We start from the raw sequence: 24,769 nt of genomic DNA, 5'->3' as shown, positions 1-24,769 counted from the left end.
CAGGCAGCAGAGAAATCCCTGTCGCCTGTCGTGCTTACTGTTTATCTTTATTGGATTTGTATTTATTGATGTCACGGCGGATGTGGTATATCGCATAGCGGATAAGATAGAGAATAATTTTCCCTACGTTATAAATGATGAAGCCATATACCGCTACAAAAAAGGTGTATGCGATGACGTTAGCAATAAATAGATTTAAGATTTCTGCAAATTCATTCATAGATTGTCTCCTTTTGTCGAAAGATGTGCTGGCGGAAGTAAGACCACCGCCAGCAGGTTGATAGATTACTTAAAGTCTTTCATGCGTTTTTTATGATATTCGAGATCACGCTTGTCCTTTTCCTGTTCACGCTTTTCTCGTTTGTGGTCATTGATGATACTCTGAATTATAGAGATTGCAGTAGTAAGGCCAACACACGCAAAGCAGGCGATACAGATGTTTACAAGAATTGTGCTAATCATAATTGTCTCCATAGTTTGTCACCTCCGTTAGTCAAGGAAATCATCATCGTCATCAGTTGCAAAGTCAGATTCAGCAGAAGCCTTACCACCAAGAGGCTCGCCATCACGAATCTTCTGCAGATTGTTAAGGCCGCAGGCGATGCCCTTATTACCAGAGCTGTTGAAAGCGTAGAAGCTGATACTGGCACGACCGTAGACTCCAGAGTAAACCTCAGAGCGAGTGAGGATAGGATTGCGGTCTGCATCTACGATGCCCGGAGCAGAGGTTGCATTGGCATTCACAAAGTAGCTGCCAGCGTAAGCAGGGTCGTCCGGCCTTTCAAGATCTCCGTCACGAAGAGGAGTCTTAAGTACGGAAAGAGCTGGTACAGACTTGCCGTTGCCCTTGAGCTTTGCTTCCCCTTCACGGTATGCAGCCTCGATAGCAGCTTCAATCTTTGCGACAGTCTTTGTGTCGGACTTCGGGATAATCAGGCTGACACTATACTTCGGAGTGCCACCGTTGATGGACTTCGGTTCCCAGACGTTGGCGTAGCTCCAGCGTGTGTTAGGACCAGTGATAACCTTCATGGGATTTTTCATTTTTACATTTTTACTCATTGTCATATTCCTCCATAAAATCATTTTTTGCTGTGTTAATTGCCGGGCGTTTATCACTTTCCGGCACAAGAGTAGGTTTGCCTTGTGGCTTTTCGATATAGGCTGCAAGAAGCTCTTCGAAGCGAGACTTACCGAGCAGCTTCTGCATGGCTGTGATACCAAGCAGCTTCTTTTCGTAAGGGTCAAAGCCAGCAGCTTCGACAGCCTTCGATACGGCGCCTTCGTTGGTATATCTACGGTTGGAGCGACCCTCGACCAGCTTCCAGCCAGTCCATTCTTTACCGCTGATTGCCTGTTGGAGTGCATACTCCTTGATATCATTGGCCCAAGAGACCAGTTCATCGACACGGGAGAGGATGACTTCAATTTCCGAATCCTCCAACAGTGGCGGCAACTTGAAATCGTGCTGTGCGAGTAGAAGATTGGCTTCTGCTCTGGCCCTGCATTCATGCTTTGCCTTGCAGAATCCGCACCATTCACCACACAGGAAATTACCATCACCGGCAAAGGCGAGGTCTGCGGTAGGCTTCAGAACTTCATCGGCCCATTGATACAGGTCATCCTTGCTGACTTCGTAGGTAGAAATGTTCTGGCGTCTTGGCTGATAGATGGTCATGCTGACCGTATCGATGTCGTAAATATCATCGAAGAGTTCCAGTGCGCCAAGAGCGTAGCACTTCATCTGCGGATTGTCTTCAGCGGATACGAGGATTCCAAGACCATGTTTGTAGTCAATTACGTGCATAGTTCCATCGCTGATGAGAATGGCATCCGAGGTTCCAAAGCCTTGCTCCACCCAGCGGGAGAAGTCCACTCGCTGTTCAATCAGAACAACTGGATCGGAGCAGGTCTGCCTGGCATCTTCTAAAAGCTCCATAACAAAGCTGGCGTACCCAGTGGCACAATCTTCCATTTCAGCGTTGTACCAGTCGAGACTTTTGATTGGATCAGTAGCTTTCATGCCGAGAGCTTTACGGAGCTTGTACTCACAAAGAGCGTGTGCGTCGGTGCCTTCAGCTGCATAGTCACTACCTTTATCTTCATAGGTTTCGCAGAGCCTTGCTGACGGTGGGCAGTGGAGCCAGCGGTCAGACGAGGATGCGGAGAGAATTGCATGTCCTTTAGGTGGCATATTAGAGCACCTCCGCTTCCCTAAGCAGGGCTTCATAATGTTTCGGGTCTACGAGTGACAACTTGCTTGCACCGTACTTTTTAAGAAGTTCTCGAATTTCAGCTGTGTGTCCGGCACGAGATTTATCAGCCAGAACAGCTCGAACATCCTCAAGAGTCAGTGCAGGTTTTGTTTTCTTTTCTGGTCTAGCAGCAATATTTTTAGCTTGCTGCTTATCATCAGATGAAAACTGCTGTGCGAGCCAGTTTGCTGCATCGTTAATAGCAGTGGCAGCATTTCTCAGTTCTTCGATGGTCATAGCCATATCGTTCATTTTTGACATTTACTGTTCCTCCTTCCTCGGATTGTCTGTGTGCGGCGATGATTCTGAGATTCTTCGCCATTCTTGCGGATACTTGACTGATTGCAGTGAGAGTTGCAATCATTTCTGCGTCAGTGCCGCTTTTGTTGTGAAAAGTCTTACTCACGATGTTCACCTCGCTTTCTGTAGGTCGCTTTGTTTCGCCTTACACTACTCAATGGAGGTGAGATGGTCGTTTGGCCGAAAAATATAAGAAATTTTTTTTGAAAAGAAAAATCGTCCCCTGAAAAATCAGAGGACGACCATTCATATTAGATGTAGTCCTTAAGCTCGGAGCGGAGCTTCTGGAACAGCTTGTCCCTGCGATACACGAATGTATTACGAGAGAGGCCCATTTCCTTGCCGCAGTCACGTTCCGATTTTCCTTCCATAATAAGCTGACAGATAAGACGACCTTCCGGGTCCAGCTCATTCAGCTTTGCATAGAGAGCGTGAAGAAGTTCTGCATCCTCTAATACTTCAGCGATAGCTGCAGACTCATCTGGCATATCATCAAGCCAACTCTTTTCGTTTCCGTCACCGTCACTAATGGTGTTGTCGAGAGAAAGCTGATCGCCAGCCTTAGCATAAGGACAGGTTAAACAATCCATGTCACATAAGTAGCGTTTGCTTGCAGGGCAGACACAGCGGCCATGCTCTTGCTGACGTTTGCGATAGGCGTTGATGTCACGATAGTAGTTCGTATAGAATTCCTTGTTTACATCCACCCAGCTCTTGGATTCCTTGATGTAGATACGATACTGTTTACTCTGATTTGCATTGTTTGACATATAAAAACCTCCATCTTGTCAATCCGAGATGGAGGTTCCTTGATGCTACCGGCAAAAGGGTATAGTGGTACCACGGTCAGGAGAAATCTCCATCTCATGTGTGCCACCAGCCTTTCCAGTTGCTGGGAGCGATATATTCTGTTGTGTGGTCACTTCAGCACTGGAAAGCTGTCTGCGCAAACTGCTGAAGTGATGTGGTTATAGCAAGCAAATAAGAAAAATTCTTTTTCGTATCGCTGTTCATAATTTTGTCATCGCAAAGTTATTGTTTTTCTTATATGCTTCTGCTATAATTAAAAAGTGTAATATCGGTAGGAGTGTATCTAGCTCTCTTGCGATTACAATTACAGCATAACAAAATAAAAATCCACCGGCCGGACACCAGTGGACAGTGTTGGACAGTGAACTGTCCAAAGAAAAATCTGAAGTTGGAGGTAAACGATGAGATTTAGTGATTTCGTACAATTGATGCATCGATATATCGGTTGTAGTGTGACACAGCAGGAGTATGTGCTGTATCTGACGAATCTCGTTATTCGTGACCCGATGACGGATGATGAAGAAAAGTTAGATGAAAACGATGACTTTAATCCACTATCGAGTAAAGATGTTTCAACTCTATCTAAGATATATTCTGGTGCTCAGAATAGAAAAATAAAGCAGGATGACGCACGCACTATTCAGAGCCGATTTAGCAAAAGTAAGTTTGTTGATGCTTTCCAAACAGCGGACTATGAAGCTAGAGAAGAATTGATCGGCAAGCTAAAGGAATTTGGAATACAAGGAAACCTTGAAGCTGATAATATCGATGAAGTGTGTGCAGAGCTTTTCTATCGCTTTATTGATGCTATGGCATCTAATAAAGGATACATTGATACGACGCTTCCGGTTCATATTGATTCCTATGGAAATAGATATGTAACGGTTGAAGTAAGCACAGTTTATGTAAAAGACGGAAAGCTACATGTTGGAGATGAGGTTTTAGAGCTACCGACAGCACTTGCTCCTGAAAAAGATATTAAACCGGAAGAAATGCCGTATGTTAATGCTCTTTGTGCAGCGTATGCAGATGCGCTTGCCCAAGCCGTCACTCCAGATGTTATTGGAACGTTGCCGGGGAGATACCGTAGAGATTTCACTTCACAAAGGACATCTTATTATGAGGCAGAATGGCTGCATCATTCCGTAAGGGATGTATTTGATGGCGGAGAAGAAAAATTTGAAGCGCTAAAAAAGGATGCCTACGATGGTATAGAAAGTACATATCTTCAGGATTACGATAATGGGTACCAGCGATTGCAAGCGGTCCTTGATAAAATCACCAATACGACATTAGACACTTCTTCGATTGATAGGATAAAAAGCCTTATGAAGAATGTACACAAGAAAGGTATTTGCCATATTCTGGTGAATGACGGAACTATAAATTCGTGGGTGGATATTGATGAATAAAATATTTAACACCACATTTGAATCTAGCCTTAGAATACTATTGCTTTTGTCTGTTTCGGAAGATGAACAGATGACGCTGGATAGAATAGCGAATTATGATTTCATTACAATTTACAGTAAGTACTTTGGTATCAGCGATATGGCACTGCATGGAGAGAATGAGTTCGGTCTTAGTGAATTTGCTGCACGAAGAGGAATGATGCAAAGCACGATGAAATCGTTGGTGCTTGATGGTCTGGTATCTGTAAAACGTAGACAGAATGGATTTCAATATTCTATTTCTGTAGTTGGCAAAACTGTGGCAGGAAAAATGAAATCAGAATATGCAAATAATTATAAGATGTTGGCTCTAAAGACGGTGGAACATTTCAAAGGACAAAGCGAGCAGAAAATTATGAAAACAATAAGTAATACATCGACAGAATTTTTGAGGAGGTAACGATATGGCTGGTTTTTATATAAAAAGAATAATCGCCAGAAGTGATTCGAAAGAAGATGCCATTGTCGAGTTTACTTCCGGTTTGAATATAATACAGGGACGTTCGGATACAGGAAAGTCCTGCGTCCTGAAGTGTATGGAGTTCGTGTTCGGTGGAAATTACGATAAACTAAAAAACCCATTCAAAGAATCATCAGGATATGATTCAGCGTCCGTTGTTATTGGCACAGAACAATATGGTGACGTGATTCTTTCACGTAAAGTTGGCTCTGGACAAGTAGAGGTGGTTGCGGATTCTGAAGAAATTGAGAACGGGATATATGTCGTTAAAAAGCCAGGCAAGAATGTAAAAAAGCCGAAGCCGGTCCTTAATTTAGTGATGATGAAACTGTTAGGCATCGATGGTGAACCTGAAGTGCCTGGTAATATGCGCTTTGAGAAGAAACGTATGACTTGGGAAAATCTTCTTCGCTTGTATTACATTAAGGAAGAGAGAATTGATAAAACAGATCCACTGTTTGAGCCAGTTGCGACCTACGAAAAAACATTATTTCTTTCGTCTCTATTATTCCTGCTTACTGGTAGAGATTTTAGTGAACATGATGCTCAGACCCAAAAAGAGATAAAGAAGGCTCGTAAGGAAGCAGTTCATGACTATGTGAATCAGAAAATTCGGGAAGCAAATCAGCGTCAGAAAGAACTGGCAGTTCAAATAGAAAATTTGGACGATGCTAATGTAGAAGAACAACTACGTGAGATGGTGGAATCTTTACAGAAAACCGAATCATCTATTTCTGCTGCAATTGAAACCAGCCAGAAACTGCTTGCGGATATTATGGAACAAGAAGCAAAAGTAACAGAATGCGAAGTGCTTCTTTCAAGATATGGACATCTGCGTAGTCAATATAGAGCAGATATTCAACGCTTGACTTTCATTGTTGATGGCGAGCAAAATATGAGCACAGCACCGAAGGTTTCAACTTGTCCGTTCTGCGATGGAAAGATTACTCCTCGTGCAAAGAAATCATACATTGAGGCATCTCGTGGTGAATTGTCTCGAATAGTTTCTCAAATGGATGGGTTGGCAGCATCAGAAAAAGATGTTCAGGTGGAAAAAGCTGCTGCCGAAGAAAAATTGAGAGAACTCAAGGAACAGAGAGCTGACATTGAGAAGCTCATACAACAAGAACTGAAGCCACAGGCATCAGAAATAGAAAAGACTATAGAGACATACAGAAGTTATATTCAGTTATCAAATGAGGTCGATCTTATTGTTCAATATGCAAAAGGCTGGGAACAGGATTTGACTAGATATGACATTGCAGAAAATGAAGAAGAGAAGGCAATCGAATATCATCCAAAAGAATATTTTGATACTGAATTCCAGACGACTGTAAGCGAGGATATGGATTCGATATTAAGAGAATGTCAGTACTTGAATTTGACTGGTGCTCGATTTAATTTAAGCAGTTTTGATATAGAAGTAAATGGTGAGACAAAGGCTTCTCACGGTAAGGGATATCACTCTTACTTGAATACAGTTGTAGCTCTTGCCTTTAGAAACTATTTTCATGATCACGCAAAGTACAATGCAGATTTCTTGATTATAGATACTCCATTGCATGGATTTGATGAAAATGATACTGAATTACCCGATAGCATGAAGGATGGTCTGTTTAAGTATTTTGTTCATCATTTGACGGGACAGTTGATTATTGTGGAAAATACAGATCACGTTCCGAGTAATATTGATTTTGAGGCTCTCGGAGCCAATGTCATCACATTTACAAAGAAACTTAATGAAGGACGATATGGATTCCTTCATGATGTATATTGATACTGTTTTTGATTTATAGCTGTAACGACGGAGGTAGAAAATGCGTATCAGTTACAACAGATTATGGAAACTTTTAATAGATAAAAATTTGAAGAAAAAAGATTTGATGGAACGATGCAGTATTAGTTCGGCATCGGTTGCAAAACTCACGAAAGGCGACAATATTACAACAGATGTTTTGCTGAGAATATGTAAAGGACTTGATTGTGATTTTGCAGATATTATGCAGGTAATACCTGATGAAAAACCGGGAGAAAAAGAAACTTAATTTTTCGGTCGAAGATGGATCATCAGAGGAGGAAAACTAAAATGGCAGATAAAAATACAGCCGATATTGGATTTGAAAAACAAATATGGGATGCGGCCTGCGTGCTTCGTGGTAATATGGATGCATCAGAATATAAGAACGTTGTTCTGGGATTGATTTTTTTGAAGTATATCTCAGATAGATTTGATGATAAGTATCAGGAACTTGTTGAAGAAGGCGATGGATTCGAGGAGGATATCGACGAATATACTTCTGAGGGTATCTTCTTTGTACCAGCAGGTGCACGTTGGAGTGAGATTGCAGCAAAAGCACATACTCCGGAAATCGGAACGGTGATCGATGATGCCATGCGTGCCATCGAAAAAGAAAATAAGCGTTTGAAGGATATTTTGCCTAAGAACTTTGCACGTCCGGAGCTGGACAAGCGTAGACTTGGTGATGTTGTGGACCTGTTCACCAACATCCAGATGATTGAACACGGTAGTGAAAAAGATATCTTGGGCCGTACCTATGAATATTGTCTTTCTATGTTTGCTGAACAAGAGGGAAAACGTGGCGGTGAATTCTTTACACCTTCATGCGTAGTACGCACTTTGGTGGAAGTTTTGAAGCCTTTCAAGGGACGAGTATATGACCCTTGTTGTGGTTCAGGAGGTATGTTTGTTCAGTCTGCTAAGTTTGTTGAGAATCACAGTGGTAATATCAGCAATATTTCTATCTATGGTCAGGACTCAAATCCTACTACATGGAAGATGGCGCAGATGAATCTTGCAATTCGTGGAATTGAGCCTGATCTTGGAACCTATGCGGCAGATACATTCCTTGATGATCGTCATCCAACGTTGAGAGCAGATTATATTATGGCTAATCCCCCTTTTAACCTTTCCGATTGGGGATTGGATAAACTAAAAGAAGATCAGCGATGGAAATACGGAACACCACCAGCAGGAAATGCCAACTTTGCATGGCTTCAGCATATGATTTTTCATCTTGCACCAGCAGGCCGTATTGGTATGGTATTAGCAAATGGTTCCCTTTCTTCTCAATCAGGCGGAGAGGGTGATATTCGTAAGAATATTATCAATGCTGATTTAATTGAGTGTATTGTTGCAATGCCTACTCAGCTTTTTTATACAACGCAGATTCCAGTTTCACTTTGGTTTATCAATAAGCAGAAAAAACAACCGGGAAAGACTTTATTTATTGATGCTCGAAAGATGGGAACAATGGTGAGCCGAAAGCTTCGTGAGCTGACGGATGAAGACATCAATAAGATTTCAGAAACCTACGAAGCTTTTGTTGACGGAACACTTGAAAATATTAAGGGATTTTGTGCTGTTACGGATACAGCTGAAATTGAGAAACAAGATTATATACTTACACCTGGACGCTATGTGGGTATTGAAGAGCAGGAAGATGACGATGAGCCCTTTGAAGAAAAGATGGATCGGTTAACATCTGAACTTGCGGAAATGTTTGCAAAGTCGCATGAACTGGAGGACGAAATCAGGAAGAAGCTGGGGGCGATCGGATATGAGCTCAAGCAGTGAAATAACGTATTGTTTGATTTTTGATACGAATGCGTTGTTTCAAGCATATGAAAAGAAGGCAGATTTCACAACCTTTAGCTTCAATGCAACATTTGAACATGTAGTTGGTATGATTGAACAACTTGATATATATGAATATGTAACCATAGCTATCCCATCAGTTGTCTGGAGTGAAATGGAGAAGCAGATTATAGAAAAGCATGATGAATTGCTTGTTACATATAAAAGTACAATATCAAAGAAACAGTTTCCTGAGTATTCTATACAGGAGAATCCTACAATAAATTATCCAGAATATATAAAAATTAAGATTGAGGAATATAAGAAGGAGATTTCAGGAAGAGGAAATAGCGTTATAGAAATTCCAATTGCTTCTAATGATAGATTTGAAAGTATAGTGAATCGTGCATTTAGTAAATTACCTCCTTTTGAAGGAAAAGATAAAAAGTCTGATAAAGGATTTAAGGATGCATTGTTATGGGAAAGTGTTTTGGAATTTGCATTAAAACACCGCAACTCAAAAATCATATACTATTCCAAAGATAATGCTTTTGGAGAATTTCTGCTAAAGGAGTTTGCAGAAAATGTATCAGATTCATCACTGTTCATATGCAAAAATGAAAATGAAGTTAAGGTGCAGTTAGAAGCGTGGGCAAAGGAAATTGACAAATATTCGTATCAACCAATTGAAGATTATGATGAAAATAAGGAAATTGTTGATTGGTTAAATTCTGGAGATTTTTCTGTGCAGATAATAGAGCGAGACTTTGGTCTTGTTGAAAAAGGACGGTTGATTACTTCAACTACAGCTCATTTGATTAGCATTGATAATATTGAATCCTTGAATTCGGACGAGAATGGAATTGAATATTATATTGAAGCAGCTTTGTAGTTTATATACGAATTGAAAGATGGAGGAAAAACACAGGACACAATCAACGTAGGCATAGATGTTAAGATGCTGGATGATGCTACTTATTCGGTTGAAGATGCTTATAGAACGGATGAAGATGAAACTGAAAGTGAGAGTTAGCTTATGAATACAGGACAAGAAAGAATAAACGAATTTGTAATTCGTGAAAAACTGGAGGCGATTGAGTATGAAATCTGAATGGACAAAAAAGAAGCTCTCTGATATTGCAGATTTCAATCCGAGAGAAACAATAAAAAAAGGTGCTATAGCTAAGAAAATCCCTATGGATGTGCTCCGCCCATTTTATCGCGATATTCCATATTATGTTGAAGAATGTTTTTCTGGTGGTACGAAGTTCCGTAATGGAGATACAATTATGGCACGAATTACGCCGTGTTTAGAAAACGGAAAAACAGCTCAGGTTTCAATCTTAAATGATGGAGAAGTTGGCTTTGGCTCAACGGAATATATCGTATTCCGAGCAAAAGAAGGAATCGCTGATAAAGACTACTTGTACTATCTCGTTTGCAGCCCGGAAGTAAGAGAACCAGCGATAAAATCTATGGTCGGCTCATCTGGACGACAGCGTGTGCAGACGGATGTGGTAAAGAATCTTGAAATTGATGTTCCACCATTGATTGAACAAGAAAAAATCGGCTCATTCCTGAAGGCGTTTGATGATAAAATTGCACTCAATGATAGGATAAACAAGAATTTAGTGGCTTAGAGGTCAAGGTTGGAGACATTCAATTCGCCGGACATCAGCTTTGGTAATAATGAATCTCTAATATCTGTTAAACACTTGGATTCTGCAACATTTATGGACAGCTGATTAAAAAGTACTTTTAATGTATCATTTAATGGCTGCAAGTCAGATTGTGGTAACAACGGAACACTGAGCGCCTGAATATTTTTAATTGGTAATTTTGCTTGAACAGCTCCAACAGTACCTTTTTTAATTTCTTCAGATCCGTGTTGAGAACGAAGATATAAGAGAAGGTATTCTGGGGAGATGCCATGTAGGTTCGTGACCTTAACACAATTTTCCGTTAAATTTGCCATGTTCAATGATTTATCTACAATTGCTGTTAATCCAATTGTTCCAACGATAGATATCAATACGTCACCTGTTGTCGTAATGTAACGTGAAATCGTCTTTTGTGTTTCATCATCAACATACTCGTAATTTGCTGAAAGACTGGCAAATACGACATCATTGAGGTCTCGAACACGAATATAAGGGTGTGAATTAGGTATACTCATCAAATTTGCTCCTTTAGGAAGCCTTTTTCCACCTTTAACATCAGCCAATGATCCTAACTCAACATAAGTAACAGACTTTGACTGTTCTATTGCATTATTAAAAATTGCCATTGCTTGCTGCTCTAAATTCTTGTTTACCATAGAAACATAACGAAAAATACAGGAGGTTGAATATGCCGAGTTTATTTACAGAAGATACATACGAACAAGCAATCATTGAATTGTTTGAAAACATGGGCTATGACCACCTCTACGCTCCGGATTTTGATAGAGATTATACCAGTCCGCTTCTGGACTCTATTCTGAGAGATAGCTTGGTGCGTATCAACCGTGGTCTGCCTGTAGAAGCTATAGATGAGGCACTAGCCAAATTGAAGAATTTTGATACTGGAAGTCTGTTGCAGAAGAACATCATTTTCATGGATTATCTGCAAAATGGTATCACGGTTAAGTTCTTTGTAAAGGGCGAGGAGCAATCATCTATTGTACGTTTGATTGATTACGCCAACGTAAAGAACAACTCTTTCTATGTGGTAAATCAGTTTACGTTTTTAGAAAACGGAAATAACCGTCGTCCAGATATTATTTTATTTATTAATGGATTGCCTCTTGTTTTGATGGAATTGAAGAGCCCGGCTAAGGACGAGGTAGGAGCTGAGAATGCCTATCATCAGATTCGCAATTATATGCAGGATATTCCATCTATCTTTTATTACAATGCAATCTGTGTAATTAGCGACTTGTCTACGAATAAGGCCGGAACTATTACCTCCGGATTAGATCGTTTTATGGAATGGAAAACCAAAGACGGTAATTACGAAGATACTGCGTATGCTTCCTTTGAAACCTTCTATGAGGGTATGTTCCAAAAGGAACGTCTACTTGATATTTTGAAAAATTTTATTCTTTTCTCAGGCGTCAGCAATAGTCGATTCAAAGTATTAGCTGGATATCATCAGTATTTTGCAGTACGCAAGGCAATTGAAAAGGCGAAGGTAGCCACTAAGACCGATGGTAAAGGCGGCGTGTTCTGGCATACACAGGGCTCTGGTAAGTCATTGTCGATGGTATTCTATGCACATTTGTTGCAAGATGCATTAGATAGCCCAACTATCGTAGTTATGACAGACCGTATTGATCTGGATGATCAGCTTTATGCACAGTTCTCACAATGCGCAGATTTCTTGCGTCAGACACCGGTACAGGCAGAGAGCAAAGAACATTTGAAGTCACTTCTTGATGGCAGAAGTGCAAATGGAATTATATTTACAACAATGTTCAAGTTTGAACGTGGAGAGAAGGCTTTGTCAGAACGCAGAAACATTGTTGTTATGGCAGATGAAGCACATCGTGGGCAGTATGGTTTTGATGAAAAAATCGTTATGTCAGAGAATGAAAACGGTGAAAAGGAAGCGCATACTGTAATTGGTAATGCTCGTATTATCCATGACGCGTTGCCGAATGCTACCTTTATCGGATTTACTGGTACACCGATTTCAGCCAAAGACAGAAACACTCGTGAAGTTTTTGGTGATTATATCGATGTTTATGATATGACACAGGCCGTGGAAGATGGTGCTACTTGTCCGGTTTATTATGAAAGCCGAGTTGTTCATTTGAAGTTGGATGAGAACACATTGGCGTTAATTGATTCTACTTATGATGTCTTAGAGCAGCAGTCCGATGCACAAACAATCGAGAAGAGTAAAAAAATGCTTGGTCAGATGGAAAGTGTACTGGGAGCTGATTCAACAATAGAATCTCTTTGTGATGATATTGTTGAACATTACGAAAAATATAGAGCAAATCTTCTGACGGGTAAAGCCATGATTGTGGCGTATTCTCGTCCGATTGCAATGAAAATCTATCGCCGAATCTTGAAAATTAGACCTGAATGGACGAATAAAGTCGGTGTAGTTATGACTGGCGGCAACAACGATCCGGAAGATTGGAAAGAGATCATCGGAACTAAATCGCACAAAGAAGAGCTCGCAAGGAAGTTTAAAGACAACAATGACCCGATGAAGATTGCCATTGTAGTTGATATGTGGCTCACCGGTTTTGATGTACCTTCTTTGGCTACCATGTATGTGTATAAGCCGATGCATGGTTATAACTTGATGCAGGCTATTGCCCGTGTTAACCGTGTATTCAAGGATAAAGAGGGCGGATTGATCGTAGACTATGTTGGAATTGCCTCGGCCTTAAAGGCTGCAATGAATGAATATACGAAACGTGATCAGTCTAAATACGGTGATATGAACATTGCAAAGATGGCATATCCGAAGTTTCAGGAAAAGCTACAAGTTTGCAAAGATTTATTGCATGGCTTTGATTTTAGCGGATTTGTAGGTGGCTCTCCACTTACAATGGCTAAGCTTATTACGGGTGGCGTAAACTTTATTCTCGATGCAAGTATACCAGAAAGAAAAGATTTGTTCTTGAAGGAAGCCATGCTTTTGAAACAATCACACTCGCTCTGTTCCAGTATGACAACAGAGCAGGAACGGCATGAAGCGGCTTATATGGAGGCTTTGCGTTCTACGGTTATTAAGATCACGTATGGTGGAACAGGTGGAAAAAGTTTGTCGCTTACTGAGATCAATGATCAAATCAATGAACTTTTGAAAGCGGCAGTACAGAGCGAAGGTGTCATCAGCTTATTTGACAGCAGCAAGAGTGGCGGTGAAAATTTCAGCCTGTTTGATCCAGCAGTCCTGGACGAAATCTCTAGAATGAAGGAAAAAAATATAGCTGTCGAGATTTTGAAAAAACTTATGGCTGAGCAAGTGGCTCTCTATAAGAGAACAAATGTGGTACAATCACAAAAATTTTCGGAGAAAATAGCACAACTGATGAACTCTTATTATAACGGACTAATCACCAATGAAGAGGTTATTAAAGAACTTCTGAAAACTGCAGAAGAGATTGCAAATCTCTATAAGAATGGTCAGAAACTGGGACTTTCACAAGAAGAACTTGCATTTTATGATGCTCTTACAAAACCTGAGCATATCAAGGATTTTTATAAGAATGATGAATTGATTGCTCTGACAAGAGAACTTACAGAAATGCTTCGTAAGAATCGCACTATCGATTGGCAGAAGAAAGAAACTGCTAGAGCACAGATGCGTAAGATGGTTAAGCGACTCCTTAAGAAATATAAGTATCCGCCGGAAGACTATGATTTTGCAATAAGCACAGTAATTAGTCAGTGTGAGCTTTGGACGGATAATGTGGAACCACGAAAAGAGGAAAAACTCTATAAATATGTATCTGAAATAGAACTAAGCAAAGTGGCAGAGGATACGGTTTCTTATGGAGAAAAGAGGTAATGGAGGTGCGATATGGATGCACGTAAAGGCAATATTTATGAGATATTGAACGGAAATAAGCAATTCTTGATTCCGGTTTATCAGAGATTCTACAGCTGGGATATAGATCAGTGTAAACGACTTTGGAACGATATTGTAGAGATGCAGAGAAAAGGTAAAGTGGGCCATTTTGTAGGTTCTATTGTTAATATTGCTGAACAGGCAATGCCAACAGGTGTTCAGAAATATATGATTATTGACGGCCAACAGCGAATGACTACCTTAACGCTGCTTCTTCTGGCTTTGCGCGATTATGCAATAAAGAATCCAAGTGACACAACAATCAATGCTCGTCGTATAGATAATATGCTTCTAAAAAACGAGTATGAAAGTGGTGATGAACGATATAAGTTACTGCTGACTGAAACAGATAGAGATATTCTTATAAGCCTCGTTGAGGAAAAACCAATTGCAGAAGGCACTAGATCAAGACTGATTGATAATTACAATTTTTTTGCTAACAAGCTAGCTGATAAAGAAATTCAGCCTGCAGAGGTATATGAGTCAATTGGAAAATTACAAATTGTTAATATCACATTAGATCGTGCTGTTGACGATGCACAGGCAATTTTTGAAAGTTTGAATTCTACCGGTAAGGAACTTTCTGAATCTGATTTGATTCGTAACTCTGTTTTGATGGGGCTAGAGCCATCAGAACAAACTTATGTATATGAACATCTTTGGCGGCCTATGGAACAGCTGTTTATTTATGAAACGCAAGGAACAGTAATGGATGCTTTCTTCCGCCATTACTTGACCATGAAACTTTCTCGCATTCCAAAGCAAGGACGCGTATATGAAGAATTCAAATTGTATCATTTGAATTGTGAATTTGGAACTATCAGAGAATTATGTCAAGATTTGCTTGAATATGCAAAATATTATACAAACATTGTATTCAAGCGAAATACTGATACGAATTTAAAGAAGTTATATGAAGACATTATCGATTTAAGAATGGAAGTATCTTACCCATTCTTACTGAAAATTCATCATGATTGCGTAGAAGGACTAATTACATCAGATGAACTAAAGGAAATTCTGAGGCTTTGTATTAGCTATGTTCTGAGACGTGCAATTTGTGAGATCCCGACCAACTCAATGAACAAAACCTTTGCAACATTGAAGAATTATATTAGACCAGATGATTATCTGAATTCTGTTAAGGCATTTTTCGTGGTGCAGGATACATATAAAGAATTCCCAGATAACGATAAGTTTGAAGGTGCATTTGTAAGCCGTGATGTTTATAATATGCGTGCTAGAAATTATATTCTTAGTCGTTTGGAAAACTTTGAAAACAAAGCTCCAATTATAATAGAGAATTACACCATTGAGCATATTATGCCGCAGAACAAAAATCTTTCTTTAGAGTGGCAAGCTGATCTTGGTACTGAGTGGCAAGAGGTTCAGAAAAAGTATTTACATACAATTGGCAATCTTACTTTGACTGCATATAATTCTGAAATGAGTGACAGGCCTTTCTTGGAAAAGATGGATATGCCGGGTGGATTCAAAGAAAGTGCACTTAGGCTTAATAAATATGTGGTTTTGCAAAATAAGTGGAATGAAAAACATATCCAAGAGCGAGCAAACGAATTAGCAAAGAAAGCAGAATCTATTTGGCCATATCCAACTTTAACAGCCGCAGAACTTGCGCCATATCAAGTAGAAGAAAAAGCAGTGCAGAAGTATTCATTGGAAACGTATGATGTGAATGCTTTTACAAGAATACTGTTCGAGTCTTTAGATAAGCGTATTATGAACTTATCCCCTGCGGTTAAGAAGGAATATAAAAAGTTGTATGTTGCCTATAAACTGGATACTAATTTTGTTGATATTGTTTTTCAGAAACAAAGATTGCGTATCTCGATTAATATGAAGTTTTCAGAGATTAATGATCCTAACGGTATTTGTAAAGATATTACCGGTTTAGGACGTTGGGGAAATGGCGATGTAGAATTGTTCATGGAGCATCAGGATGAATTGGATCAAATCATGGAAATTGTGAAACAATCCTTTGATGCACAGGCAGAATAATGATTTTGCGACGTAAAAGGAGGCCTCCTATTTGAAAAAGAAAAAAGACGAAGTAACCATCCGTTCCAGTGCAGCGGAATACCTGACCTATGTTGCCTCTGTGGGTGATCAGCAGGACAGTATTGAGATGCGCTATGAGGATGAGAATATATGGCTGACACAGAAGATGATGGCCACATTGTATGATGTAGATGTTCGTACAATCAATGAGCATATTAAGAAGATTTATTCCGACTCAGAACTTGAGGAAGAGGCAACTATCCGGAATTTCCGGATAGTTCAAACCGAAGGTTCACGTCAGGTGACTCGTGATACAAAGCATTATAATCTTCAAATGATTATTGCGGTTGGATTCAAGGTTAATAATGAGCGAGCAGTACAGTTTCGCAAGTGGGCCAATGGCATCGTGAAGGATTATACCATCAAAGGTTGGGTCATGGATGATGAACGCCTGAAAAATGGTGGCTCTGTGCTTACAGTAGAATACTTTGACCGTTTGCTTGAGCAAATTCGTGAAATCCGTCTCTCTGAGCGTAGATTCTATCAGAAGATAACAGACATCTATGCAACAGCTCTTGATTATGACCGAACAGCAAAAACAACAAAGCAGTTCTTTGCAAAGGTTCAAAACAAGATGCATTATGCGGTTCATGGACACACAGCGGCGGAGTTGATTTACGAGCGGGCCGATGCTGATAAGCCACATATGGGATTAACTACATGGGCAGCAGCTCCTGAAGGAAAGATTGTAAAAAGCGATGTCAGCATTGCGAAGAATTATCTTTCAGAGAAGGAAATGCGTTCATTAGAGCGTATTGTATCTGCATATTTGGATTTGGCAGAAGACCGTGCAGAACGTCATATTCCAATGACAATGGAAGACTGGTCAAAGCGTTTGGATTTATTCCTGATGGCAGATGACAGAGAGATTCTTCAGGATGCAGGCAAAATCACAGCGGAGATTGCAAAGGCAAAAGCGGAGACCGAATTTGAAAAATACCGCGTGATTCAGGACAGATTATTTATGTCTGACTTTGATAAGTACATGCTGGAACTGGAAGAGAATGCGAAGAAGTAGTAGTATCGCCATTAAGATTTTTAGCTTGCCAAGGTCGAGTGCATGGGAGTTGGGGCATCAGTCGGGGCGAAAAATAGCCGTTGACCTGTTCTTTGTAGGAAGAAAGGACAAGGTTGAGGCGATGGCAGTTTTTCATTAAATTTGACTTTTATGTTGGAATCACTATAATAGTAGAAACGAATAAAAAAGTTGAACTTTTTCCGTGGACAGGCGAGGTTCAGACTGTGATATGGATGCGAATTGTATTAATACTTTTTTGCTACAGAATTTGTTGATATGTTTCCGCAAACAAACGGAGATATTTTGCTACAGTCTACATTAGTCTGGATCGGTTCCCGAAAACTGACATCAATCAGGACGTATCGTGCCATGTGGAGACTGTGGTACTGATGTCAAAAGTCAAAGAATAGAATAGCGAAAAAGTGTAGAAAACAAGGGATTTCCGGGAGCCGGGGCTTGTCAGAGGACGGGTTCGGGTTCCCGGATTTTTTCATTTTACGGGTAAGTGGGAACTGGTCTACTGTGAAAACGGCGGGGAGTTGACGAGATTGTTAAAACGAAAAAAGCACGTTGTTCCTTCAGCAGAATCAACATGCTTTTCACATCGTATTCATTAAATCAAGCAAGAGCCGCTTCTGATCATCCGTGAGTGTACTCCATGTCGAAAATAGTTTTTGCTGTTCTTCAGTTATTGGAGATTCTCCATCTTCAGTGAAAAACTGTGCCAGTGTAATACCAAATGCCCTGCATACTGCCTCTAAAGTTGGAAACGTAGGTGCATTGTTCTTGTTGAACATATTTGTAACTGTGGAGTGAGAGAGGTTTGCTTCTTTTGCCAGACGGTAATCTGTCCAGCCACGTTCCTCCATCAACTGCTTTATGCGTTTCTGCAAAGAAATATAACAGTAGAAGAAATGCGGTCAGTTATGCGGCCCAGGAAACTACAGACAAATGGAACATATTTCTTAGATGGAGCCAGGGGCTTTGCAAGTTAGAATAAATACAGGACGCGGTGGTTTATATAAGAGAACTATCGTGTCCTGTTTTTCATTTTGAGAGGTAGAACGAGTTAAAACATAATGAAATGGAGGACGTTATCAGATTTACTGGAATGATTTCAAAAACCAGTCATTAAACTGTCACTTGTGTTTGGTATAATGTAAAATAAAAGAAGTTTGCTTGTAAGGGAAAATTCATAAGAGAGCAAACCGATTTGCTGTGGGTGAAGTATATCTGATTGAATCTCATTAGTTAGTCCGACAAATATAAAAGAGAAAGGTGTAAATGAGCTATGGTAGATTTGTATTATATTGAAGATGATCCTAATATTGCATCGGCTGTAAAGGAATATCTGGAACAAAAGAATTTTAAGGTAACAATCTGCATGACACTCGCACAGGCGAAGCAGATATTAAACGAGCGTGTTCCAACTCTTGTGTTATTGGACTGGAATATGCCCGACGGTCATGGAGACGGTTTGTGCCAGTGGATTCGCAGCAACTGGAAAGAACTTCCTATAATTTTTCTTACCGTTCGTGGAGACAGCGCGGATATTGTTGCGGGTTTCAGAAATGGTGCAGATGATTATGTGGTAAAGCCTTTTGAATTAGAGGTATTGCATTCACGGATTTTGGCATTGCTGCGAAGAACAGGTAATGTGGCAAAACAATATCTTTCCTGTGACGGAATCGTCATTGACAAAAATCGCCATGTAGTTTTCTGCCATTCAGAGGAAATAACTTTAAGCGCAGCAGAATTTCAATTGCTTTTGTGCCTGATGGAAAACAAAGGAAAGACGGTGACCAGAGAAAAGATTTTGGAGCAGGTATGGGATTTGAATGGAAACTATGTGAGTAATAACACCTTAACAGTTACCATCAAGCGGCTGCGGGATAAACTGTATCAACCGAAATGTCTGAAAACTGTCAGAAGCGTGGGATATCGCATGGAGGACACCATATGAACGGCAAGAAAAATATGTTAGTGACTTTTGGATTTGTATTATCCGTCAGTTTGATTGCCGTCGCTGTTTCTGTTCTGCTTGTTTCTTATCATTACAGTCAGCTTCAGTTTGACCTGTTAAATGCAGTTTGTGGTGAAGTAGTGGAGCAAGAGCCAGAAGCAGAAAAAATAATATCTGCTGCATTAAAGGAATATACAGGCGGGAATTCAGACGGTGTAAGGGAAGATGATATATTGTCTGCATTGGGCTACCGTACATCTGATTTTTCAGGCTTAACTGATGAGCAAAATATTATATTTGTGACAACAGGTTTCATGGTAGGAATTTTGCTTTTTGTTTTTACTTTTCTGTGTCGGAATAAGATAGAAATTATGCGGATTCGGGCTTTAGCGGAGTATTTGGAACAGGTGAATATTGGAAAGGCGGTTGTTCTTTCTGCTTCCGGGGAGGATGAGTTCTCTAAACTGGAAGATGAAATATATAAGACGGTAACCTCACTTTATCAAACTAAGGATCTGGCAGTACAGGCAAAAAACCATTATGCGGAAAATTTATCCAATATCGCACATCAGATCAAAACGCCGATTACTGCTATCTCTCTGTCAGTCCAGAGAATGGAGCAAGATTCTGACAGTAAATATCTGAAACAGGTAGAGAAACAGCTTTTACGGCTGACTTATTTAGAGGAAGCCTTATTGGTCTTATCCAGAATTGATGCCGGAACATTATTTTTACATAAAGATGAAGTGGATGTCTTTACCCTTCTTGTTCTTGCGGCGGATAACTTACAGGAATTATCTGAAGGTTCTGGTACTACTGTTGATATACCAGAGTTGGGGGAAATGCTGGTCATTGCAAATCTGGATTGGACAATGGAGGCAATCATGAACCTGATGAAAAACTGTATAGAGCATAGCCCTGGTGGAACAATTCATTGTTCTTATGCACAGAATCCATTATACACAGAAATATTAATTTGGGATAATGGGGAAGGATTCGTCGAAGAGGATATTCCTCATCTTTTTGAACGGTTTTACCGTGGACAGAATGCGAATGAGGGCGGCATTGGTATTGGACTGGCTCTATCAAAGGAAATTATTGAACGTCAGAACGGGACGATACGAGCGAAAAATGTGCCCGATGGCGGCGCTTTTTTTGAAATCCGTTTTTACAGTCACTGAGTTGTAATTTTCGTTTGCTATACTGTTTATTGTAAAGGTATATCATACGCAAAAGAAATACCACAAGGGATATATCTAAATGCCTTGAAAAACAGATAAACAGATGAAAGGAGACCAGCAAAAATGGAAATTTTGAAATGTGAAGGAGTCAGAAAAGTATATGGCTCTGGCGGTAACCAGGTGGTGGCACTTGATGGAATTGACCTGTCCGTAAGTAAAGGTGAATTTGTGGCAATATTAGGCGCGTCAGGATCGGGAAAATCTACATTGTTACATATTCTTGGCAGTGTAGATAAGCCAACAAGCGGAAAGGTTATCATAGATGGAACTGATCTATCTAAATTAAACCAGACACAGGCGGCAATTTTCCGGCGCAGGAAGGTTGGACTGGTATATCAGTTTTATAATCTGATCCCTACCCTCACAGTGCGGAAAAATATCCTTATGCCTCTGGCTCTTGATAAGAAAAAAGAAAATCAGGAATATTTTGAAAAGGTTGTCGGCTCTCTTGGTATTACCGATAGATTGGACGCATTGCCGAACCAGTTATCTGGCGGCCAGCAGCAAAGAGTTGCAATCGCACGTTCGCTGATTTACCGTCCGGCTCTGCTTTTGGCAGATGAGCCGACCGGAAATCTGGATCAGAAAAATTCCAAAGAGGTTATTGATATGTTGAAACTCTCTAATCGCAATCTGGAGCAGACCATTTTATTAATTACCCATGATGAAAAGGTTGCCCTGGAAGCAGGGCGTATCATTACTGTTGAGGATGGGCGTATCATCAGCGATGAGCGGCGGAGGTAACAGATATGTGGAAAGATTATTCATCAGGCTATATTAAAAACAACCGCTCCTCTGGACTTTCAGTGATGATTGCGGCATTTATCTCAGCCCTGCTTTTGTCTTTGTTGTGCGGACTGTTTTATAATGCATGGAAATACGAGGTTGAAAGGATTGAATTGGAGGAAGGCGGCTGGCAGAGTCGGCTTATTGGAGAATTTACTCAGGAAGATGTGGAATCCATAAAAAACTATGCCAATGTAAAAGATGTAGTGGTAAATGAAAAAGGCTATGAGGAAGCAGAACCCACAATAGATATTTATTTTGATGATATGAAATCTGTATTTTCGGATACTCCCCGTATTGCGGAATTGACTGGGAACTCGACGAAAAAAATAGTTTATAACTATGAGCTTCTGGCAATGTATTTGATCCGTGGCGGAGGAGATACAGCGCCAAGACTTCTGTTTCCGATGTTTATATTGGTTACACTATTGGCATCGTTCTCGCTGATAATCATTATCCATAATTCATTTGCGGTATCAATGAACGCCAGAATTCATCAGTTTGGTATTTTTTCAAGTATTGGAGCTACACCAAAGCAAATTCGCTCATGTCTTTTGCAGGAGGCAGCTGCTCTCTGCGCTGTGCCGGTTATTGCTGGAAACCTGTTAGGTATCGCAGGAAGTATGGGGCTTTTGCAAATGGTAAATGTTCTGTTGGGAAGCGATATCGCAGGAAGACATAGAGCAGTTTTTGGCTATCATCCGCTGGTCCTGGCGCTGACATTATTGGTAACGGTTGTTACCATATGGATTTCTGCATGGCTGCCAGCCAGAAAACTGAGCAAACTGACACCGCTTGAAGCAATCAGAAATACCGGTGAACTACAATTAAAGAGAAGAAAAAACTCCCGTTTACTTACTCTGCTTTTCGGAGTGGAGGGAGAGTTGGCAGGCAACGCGCTAAAAGCGCAGAAAAAAGCCTTACGGACAGCATCGTTATCACTCATACTATCGTTTATGGCATTTGCGGTCATGGAGTGTTTCTTTTCTCTTTCTGGAATCAGTACAAGAGAAACCTATTTTGAAAGATATCAGGATGTATGGGATGTAATGGTTACAGTTAAAGACGTTGACGTGGATAATTTTGAAGAAAGAGAGGCTGTCCAAAGACTTGATGGGGTAGAAAGTGCTATTGTGTATCAGAAGGCAGAAGCAAAAAGAATCATTACTGAGGAAGAAATGAGTGAAGATATGAAGTCCTTTGGCGGATTTTCCCTTGCTTCCGGTAACTATGTAACACAAGTGGATGGCGGATGGCTGATTAATGCCCCAATCGTCATACTGGATGATAACAGCTTTTTGGCCTATTGTGAGCAGATTGGTATCACGCCACGGCTTGATGGGGCGGTAATTCTAAATCAAATCCGCGATGTGACAAATTCGGATTTCCGGCACCCGGAGTTTATGCCCTATATAAAAGAAGAAAATGCAACAAGTGTTTTAAGACAGTCAGGAAAAGAAGAAATGACAGCAGAGATACCTGTTCTGTCCTATACAGAAGAGGCTCCTATTTTGAGGGAGGAATATGCAAAACTTGACTATTATGAACTGGTGCATTTTATTCCGGTTTCTGTATGGAAAGAGATAAAAGGACAGATAGGGGGAACGGAAGAGGAGAGTTATATCTGTGTCAAAGCAGGAGAAGATGCAACTTTAGAAGAATTGAATACACTGCAAAATGAGATCGCAGGGTTTACCGGCGAAAAATATGAGATAGAACAGGAAAACCGGATTCAGGAGTATGAAACGAATGAAAGTCAGATACAGGGAATGATGACTATAATCGGTGCTTTCTGCACCCTGTTGGCAATTATTGGAATCGGCAATGTGTTCTCCAATACATTGGGATTTGTACGTCAAAGGAAAAGAGAATTTGCAAGGTATATGTCAGTCGGTCTGACACCGAAAGAACTCAAAAAAATGTTTTGTACAGAGGCATTGGTGATAGCCGGGAAACCGATTATAATTAGTCTTCCGATTGTGCTTATTGCAGTAGGATATTTGTTGCGGACGAGTTATGTAGAAGTGGGAGTTTTCATGGCTGAAGCCCCATTCATTCCAATCATTATATTTATGTTGGCTATTTTAGGCTCTGTAGCTCTGGCGTATTATCTTGCATGGCGAAATGTGCGTAAAATTAGTCTGGCAGAGGTACTCAGAGACGATACTATGATGTAAAAATAGGTAACTGCGTTGCCAGGTTTTGTCAGACAGTTCAGTCAGCTATTAGTTGGCTGAACCGATCTGATATATTGCCGTGGTAAGATTGTCGGTGGAATATATGATGACAGATTATTAGTAAAGCCAACAAAAACAGCTCTTTCTTATATGCCAGAGGCATCATCCGAACAGCTTTATGAAGGAGCAAAAGAAATGCTTTGCGTGGACAATGTTGACTCAAAAAATATCTGACAAAATTATTTGAAGAAATGTATGATGAATTGCCTGTGACTACGTGTAAGAAGAAATAATCAGGGAGGTAGCGCATATCAGCAAGCGATTAGTGTGCTATGTGCAGTGGCATACACGCTTAAGATGAGCTATAAGACAGATTGCAAAATGGGAAAGTTTCTTTGAGTATGTTGTTTCAACACGTGAAGGATTCTGATGGCAGGAAGATGTATGCGATGTGAATTACGGCAACAAAGGTACTTTTAATTGGATTTCTGACATAAGGTTACCTGATTTTATTACCAAAAAGCCTAATTCCCCCACAAGAGATGATAGCGTCAGTGAACAGGGAACAACACGGTCAGAAATGTCCGAATTTGCGCTCCTGCGTCGTTACTTTCGCTCCGCGTACATCCAGTACGCGTCGTTCAAGTGCCTTGCAGGGGCACACAAATCGAACTATTTCTGATTCTCCGACCTCAGCCATCGGAATTCCGCCTATTTTCAAGGCAGACGATGGATGGACGTACGCCGACTGAGGATAACGTAGAAAATAGGCGAAATTACATGGCGTGAGGCGTGTTGCCCCTTGTCCACTGATGCTATAATGACTTACTAAAAACAGACAGGTATAATGAAAATACTAGGTGCGAATGGGAAGTAAACATAAATTTTCCAGGAGATTCGCACCAAAAAATAACTCATATTTCATTAATCTGGAAAACTTAGAGTATAATTATCATTGGCAAAAATAAAGGGAAGAGATCGAAACCTCTTCCCAATCATACAGATTTATCTTATTGTTTAATTGCTGAGAAAAAACATAAGGAGTCTGTATGATGAGTTCAAT

General features: G+C 40.3%; 23 protein-coding genes and 1 pseudogene. 15 read left to right on the top strand and 9 right to left on the bottom strand.

Annotated elements, in window-relative coordinates:
- Positions 1–34 precede the first annotated feature (34 nt).
- The 6 genes from QOX44_RS16975 to QOX44_RS16950 all read right to left on the bottom strand — a co-directional run bounded on the left by QOX44_RS16975 (position 35) and on the right by QOX44_RS16950 (position 3,325).
- Positions 35–220 (bottom strand): hypothetical protein, encoded by a 186-nt coding sequence (locus tag QOX44_RS16975; protein WP_129795604.1) that lies wholly within the window; start codon positions 218–220, stop codon positions 35–37.
- 65 nt (positions 221–285) lie between these two features.
- Positions 286–474 carry a hypothetical protein gene (locus QOX44_RS16970; protein ID WP_283684910.1) on the bottom strand — a complete coding sequence of 63 codons (189 nt, stop codon included), beginning with the start codon at positions 472–474 and terminating at the stop codon, positions 286–288.
- Positions 475–489: 15 nt separating this feature from the next.
- Positions 490–1,062, bottom strand: coding sequence for a DUF2815 family protein (locus QOX44_RS16965; RefSeq protein WP_283684909.1), 573 nt, complete (start codon positions 1,060–1,062; stop codon positions 490–492).
- Positions 1,055–2,194: a DUF2800 domain-containing protein gene (locus tag QOX44_RS16960; RefSeq protein ID WP_283684908.1), complete on the bottom strand. Its 1,140-nt coding sequence runs from the start codon at positions 2,192–2,194 to the stop codon at positions 1,055–1,057. The genes QOX44_RS16965 and QOX44_RS16960 overlap by 8 nt, the downstream gene beginning before the upstream one ends.
- 1 nt (position 2,195) lies before the next feature.
- Complete coding sequence (locus QOX44_RS16955; protein ID WP_283684907.1) at positions 2,196–2,516, bottom strand: DNA ligase; 321 nt, start codon at positions 2,514–2,516, stop codon at positions 2,196–2,198.
- A gap of 290 nt (positions 2,517–2,806) precedes the next feature.
- A complete protein-coding gene (locus tag QOX44_RS16950) occupies positions 2,807–3,325 on the bottom strand; it encodes a helix-turn-helix transcriptional regulator (protein WP_283684906.1) in 519 nt (172 codons plus the stop codon).
- A 441-nt stretch (positions 3,326–3,766) separates the two neighbouring features.
- On the opposite strand from QOX44_RS16950, the gene QOX44_RS16945 reads away from it, so the two are divergent.
- The 7 genes from QOX44_RS16945 (at position 3,767) to QOX44_RS16915 (ending at position 10,511) form a co-directional block, all read left to right on the top strand.
- On the top strand, positions 3,767–4,777 hold the full coding sequence (locus QOX44_RS16945; protein ID WP_283684905.1) for an ABC-three component system protein: 1,011 nt from the start codon (positions 3,767–3,769) through the stop codon (positions 4,775–4,777).
- The gene (locus QOX44_RS16940) at positions 4,770–5,216 is read left to right on the top strand and encodes an ABC-three component system middle component 2 (RefSeq protein WP_283684904.1); all 447 of its coding nucleotides are present in this window, start codon (positions 4,770–4,772) and stop codon (positions 5,214–5,216) included. Before QOX44_RS16945 ends, QOX44_RS16940 begins: the two co-directional genes overlap by 8 nt.
- 4 nt (positions 5,217–5,220) lie before the next feature.
- The gene (locus QOX44_RS16935) at positions 5,221–7,053 is read left to right on the top strand and encodes an AAA family ATPase (RefSeq protein WP_283684903.1); all 1,833 of its coding nucleotides are present in this window, start codon (positions 5,221–5,223) and stop codon (positions 7,051–7,053) included.
- Between the two features lie 40 nt (positions 7,054–7,093).
- Complete coding sequence (locus QOX44_RS16930; RefSeq protein ID WP_055298791.1) at positions 7,094–7,321, top strand: helix-turn-helix domain-containing protein; 228 nt, start codon at positions 7,094–7,096, stop codon at positions 7,319–7,321.
- Between the two features lie 41 nt (positions 7,322–7,362).
- Positions 7,363–8,871: a class I SAM-dependent DNA methyltransferase gene (locus tag QOX44_RS16925; protein WP_283684902.1), complete on the top strand. Its 1,509-nt coding sequence runs from the start codon at positions 7,363–7,365 to the stop codon at positions 8,869–8,871.
- On the top strand, positions 8,855–9,763 hold the full coding sequence (locus tag QOX44_RS16920; RefSeq protein ID WP_283684901.1) for a PIN domain-containing protein: 909 nt from the start codon (positions 8,855–8,857) through the stop codon (positions 9,761–9,763). The genes QOX44_RS16925 and QOX44_RS16920 overlap by 17 nt, the downstream gene beginning before the upstream one ends.
- Positions 9,764–9,971: 208 nt before the next feature.
- Positions 9,972–10,511, top strand: a complete 540-nt coding sequence (locus tag QOX44_RS16915; protein ID WP_283684900.1) for a restriction endonuclease subunit S — start codon at positions 9,972–9,974, stop codon at positions 10,509–10,511.
- On the opposite strand, the gene QOX44_RS16910 is transcribed toward QOX44_RS16915, so the two are convergent.
- A complete protein-coding gene (locus tag QOX44_RS16910; RefSeq protein WP_283684899.1) occupies positions 10,508–11,158 on the bottom strand; it encodes a restriction endonuclease subunit S in 651 nt (216 codons plus the stop codon). The two genes, QOX44_RS16915 and QOX44_RS16910, sit on opposite strands and share 4 nt — an antisense overlap.
- A gap of 62 nt (positions 11,159–11,220) precedes the next feature.
- On the opposite strand from QOX44_RS16910, the gene QOX44_RS16905 reads away from it, so the two are divergent.
- Genes QOX44_RS16905 through QOX44_RS16895 form a run of 3 tightly spaced genes read left to right on the top strand, consistent with a single transcriptional unit; the run spans position 11,221 to position 17,539 of the window.
- Positions 11,221–14,382, top strand: coding sequence for a type I restriction endonuclease subunit R (locus tag QOX44_RS16905; protein ID WP_283684898.1), 3,162 nt, complete (start codon positions 11,221–11,223; stop codon positions 14,380–14,382).
- A gap of 12 nt (positions 14,383–14,394) precedes the next feature.
- Positions 14,395–16,461: a DUF262 and DUF1524 domain-containing protein gene (locus QOX44_RS16900; RefSeq protein ID WP_283684897.1), complete on the top strand. Its 2,067-nt coding sequence runs from the start codon at positions 14,395–14,397 to the stop codon at positions 16,459–16,461.
- A 31-nt stretch (positions 16,462–16,492) separates the two neighbouring features.
- Positions 16,493–17,539, top strand: coding sequence for a virulence RhuM family protein (locus QOX44_RS16895; RefSeq protein ID WP_283684896.1), 1,047 nt, complete (start codon positions 16,493–16,495; stop codon positions 17,537–17,539).
- A gap of 599 nt (positions 17,540–18,138) precedes the next feature.
- Here the strand turns inward: QOX44_RS16895 and QOX44_RS16890 are convergent.
- A complete protein-coding gene (locus QOX44_RS16890; RefSeq protein WP_283684895.1) occupies positions 18,139–18,432 on the bottom strand; it encodes a helix-turn-helix domain-containing protein in 294 nt (97 codons plus the stop codon).
- A gap of 398 nt (positions 18,433–18,830) precedes the next feature.
- Between QOX44_RS16890 and QOX44_RS16885 the strand changes: the two genes are divergently transcribed.
- From QOX44_RS16885 to QOX44_RS16865, 5 genes and pseudogenes are all read left to right on the top strand, one after another.
- Positions 18,831–19,502, top strand: a complete 672-nt coding sequence (locus QOX44_RS16885; protein WP_283684894.1) for a response regulator transcription factor — start codon at positions 18,831–18,833, stop codon at positions 19,500–19,502.
- A complete protein-coding gene (locus tag QOX44_RS16880) occupies positions 19,499–20,683 on the top strand; it encodes a sensor histidine kinase (RefSeq protein WP_283684893.1) in 1,185 nt (394 codons plus the stop codon). Before QOX44_RS16885 ends, QOX44_RS16880 begins: the two co-directional genes overlap by 4 nt.
- Before the next feature lie 123 nt (positions 20,684–20,806).
- Positions 20,807–21,487 carry an ABC transporter ATP-binding protein gene (locus tag QOX44_RS16875; RefSeq protein ID WP_283684892.1) on the top strand — a complete coding sequence of 227 codons (681 nt, stop codon included), beginning with the start codon at positions 20,807–20,809 and terminating at the stop codon, positions 21,485–21,487.
- Between the two features lie 5 nt (positions 21,488–21,492).
- A complete protein-coding gene (locus QOX44_RS16870) occupies positions 21,493–23,706 on the top strand; it encodes an ABC transporter permease (protein WP_283684891.1) in 2,214 nt (737 codons plus the stop codon).
- Positions 23,707–23,772: 66 nt separating this feature from the next.
- A pseudogene (locus QOX44_RS16865) lies at positions 23,773–23,999 on the top strand (TfoX/Sxy family protein); the annotation flags it as partial.
- A gap of 281 nt (positions 24,000–24,280) precedes the next feature.
- Here the strand turns inward: QOX44_RS16865 and QOX44_RS16855 are convergent.
- The gene (locus QOX44_RS16855; protein WP_283684890.1) at positions 24,281–24,406 is read right to left on the bottom strand and encodes a hypothetical protein; all 126 of its coding nucleotides are present in this window, start codon (positions 24,404–24,406) and stop codon (positions 24,281–24,283) included.
- Positions 24,407–24,769 lie beyond the last annotated feature (363 nt).

The organism is Parablautia sp. Marseille-Q6255 (assembly GCF_951230155.1).
Lineage (GTDB): Bacteria > Bacillota > Clostridia > Lachnospirales > Lachnospiraceae > Choladousia.
This window is presented reverse-complemented; position numbering and strand designations above follow the sequence as displayed.

Bases quoted from the DNA above. Each gene is read 5' to 3' on its own strand.
- QOX44_RS16975 (WP_129795604.1), bottom strand. From the start codon at position 220: ATGAATGAATTTGCAGAAATCTTAAATCTATTTATTGCTAACGTCATC.
- QOX44_RS16970 (WP_283684910.1), bottom strand. From the start codon at position 474: ATGGAGACAATTATGATTAGCACAATTCTTGTAAACATCTGTATCGCC.
- QOX44_RS16965 (WP_283684909.1), bottom strand. From the start codon at position 1,062: ATGAGTAAAAATGTAAAAATGAAAAATCCCATGAAGGTTATCACTGGT.
- QOX44_RS16960 (WP_283684908.1), bottom strand. From the start codon at position 2,194: ATGCCACCTAAAGGACATGCAATTCTCTCCGCATCCTCGTCTGACCGC.
- QOX44_RS16955 (WP_283684907.1), bottom strand. From the start codon at position 2,516: ATGTCAAAAATGAACGATATGGCTATGACCATCGAAGAACTGAGAAAT.
- QOX44_RS16950 (WP_283684906.1), bottom strand. From the start codon at position 3,325: ATGTCAAACAATGCAAATCAGAGTAAACAGTATCGTATCTACATCAAG.
- QOX44_RS16945 (WP_283684905.1), top strand. From the start codon at position 3,767: ATGAGATTTAGTGATTTCGTACAATTGATGCATCGATATATCGGTTGT.
- QOX44_RS16940 (WP_283684904.1), top strand. From the start codon at position 4,770: ATGAATAAAATATTTAACACCACATTTGAATCTAGCCTTAGAATACTA.
- QOX44_RS16935 (WP_283684903.1), top strand. From the start codon at position 5,221: ATGGCTGGTTTTTATATAAAAAGAATAATCGCCAGAAGTGATTCGAAA.
- QOX44_RS16930 (WP_055298791.1), top strand. From the start codon at position 7,094: ATGCGTATCAGTTACAACAGATTATGGAAACTTTTAATAGATAAAAAT.
- QOX44_RS16925 (WP_283684902.1), top strand. From the start codon at position 7,363: ATGGCAGATAAAAATACAGCCGATATTGGATTTGAAAAACAAATATGG.
- QOX44_RS16920 (WP_283684901.1), top strand. From the start codon at position 8,855: ATGAGCTCAAGCAGTGAAATAACGTATTGTTTGATTTTTGATACGAAT.
- QOX44_RS16915 (WP_283684900.1), top strand. From the start codon at position 9,972: ATGAAATCTGAATGGACAAAAAAGAAGCTCTCTGATATTGCAGATTTC.
- QOX44_RS16910 (WP_283684899.1), bottom strand. From the start codon at position 11,158: ATGGCAATTTTTAATAATGCAATAGAACAGTCAAAGTCTGTTACTTAT.
- QOX44_RS16905 (WP_283684898.1), top strand. From the start codon at position 11,221: ATGCCGAGTTTATTTACAGAAGATACATACGAACAAGCAATCATTGAA.
- QOX44_RS16900 (WP_283684897.1), top strand. From the start codon at position 14,395: ATGGATGCACGTAAAGGCAATATTTATGAGATATTGAACGGAAATAAG.
- QOX44_RS16885 (WP_283684894.1), top strand. From the start codon at position 18,831: ATGGTAGATTTGTATTATATTGAAGATGATCCTAATATTGCATCGGCT.
- QOX44_RS16880 (WP_283684893.1), top strand. From the start codon at position 19,499: ATGAACGGCAAGAAAAATATGTTAGTGACTTTTGGATTTGTATTATCC.
- QOX44_RS16875 (WP_283684892.1), top strand. From the start codon at position 20,807: ATGGAAATTTTGAAATGTGAAGGAGTCAGAAAAGTATATGGCTCTGGC.
- QOX44_RS16870 (WP_283684891.1), top strand. From the start codon at position 21,493: ATGTGGAAAGATTATTCATCAGGCTATATTAAAAACAACCGCTCCTCT.
- QOX44_RS16855 (WP_283684890.1), bottom strand. From the start codon at position 24,406: ATGGCTGAGGTCGGAGAATCAGAAATAGTTCGATTTGTGTGCCCCTGC.